The sequence below is a fragment of the Desemzia sp. AGC72 genome (genome assembly GCF_057334175.1).
Window position 1 is genome coordinate 1 of record NZ_JBHFIG010000005.1, and the last position, 283, is coordinate 283.

2 tRNA genes are annotated in these 283 nt (G+C 45.2%); both read left to right on the forward strand.

Annotation, left to right across the window (positions count from 1 at the left end):
• Nucleotides 1-47: 47 nt before the first annotated feature.
• Nucleotides 48-135: transfer RNA gene (locus ACE025_RS03385), tRNA-Ser, on the forward strand.
• Nucleotides 136-174: 39 nt separating this feature from the next.
• A tRNA-Glu gene (locus ACE025_RS03390) sits at nucleotides 175-246 on the forward strand.
• Nucleotides 247-283 lie beyond the last annotated feature (37 nt).

The window sequence follows — 283 nt, forward strand, 5'->3', positions numbered from 1 at the left end:
CACCAAGTTTTACTTGGATGTGAAAAATAAAATCATATATGTGGTTTGGGGAAGTACTCAAGTGGCTGAAGAGGCGCCCCTGCTAAGGGTGTAGGTCGCTAACGCGGCGCGAGGGTTCAAATCCCTCCTTCTCCGTAAGTTTTAGCACCATTCCATGATATGTTAAAAATTAAAGGCCCGTTGGTCAAGCGGTTAAGACACCGCCCTTTCACGGCGGTAACACGGGTTCGAATCCCGTACGGGTCATAAAGGTTCAATACCTTGTTAAATACAAATATTATCT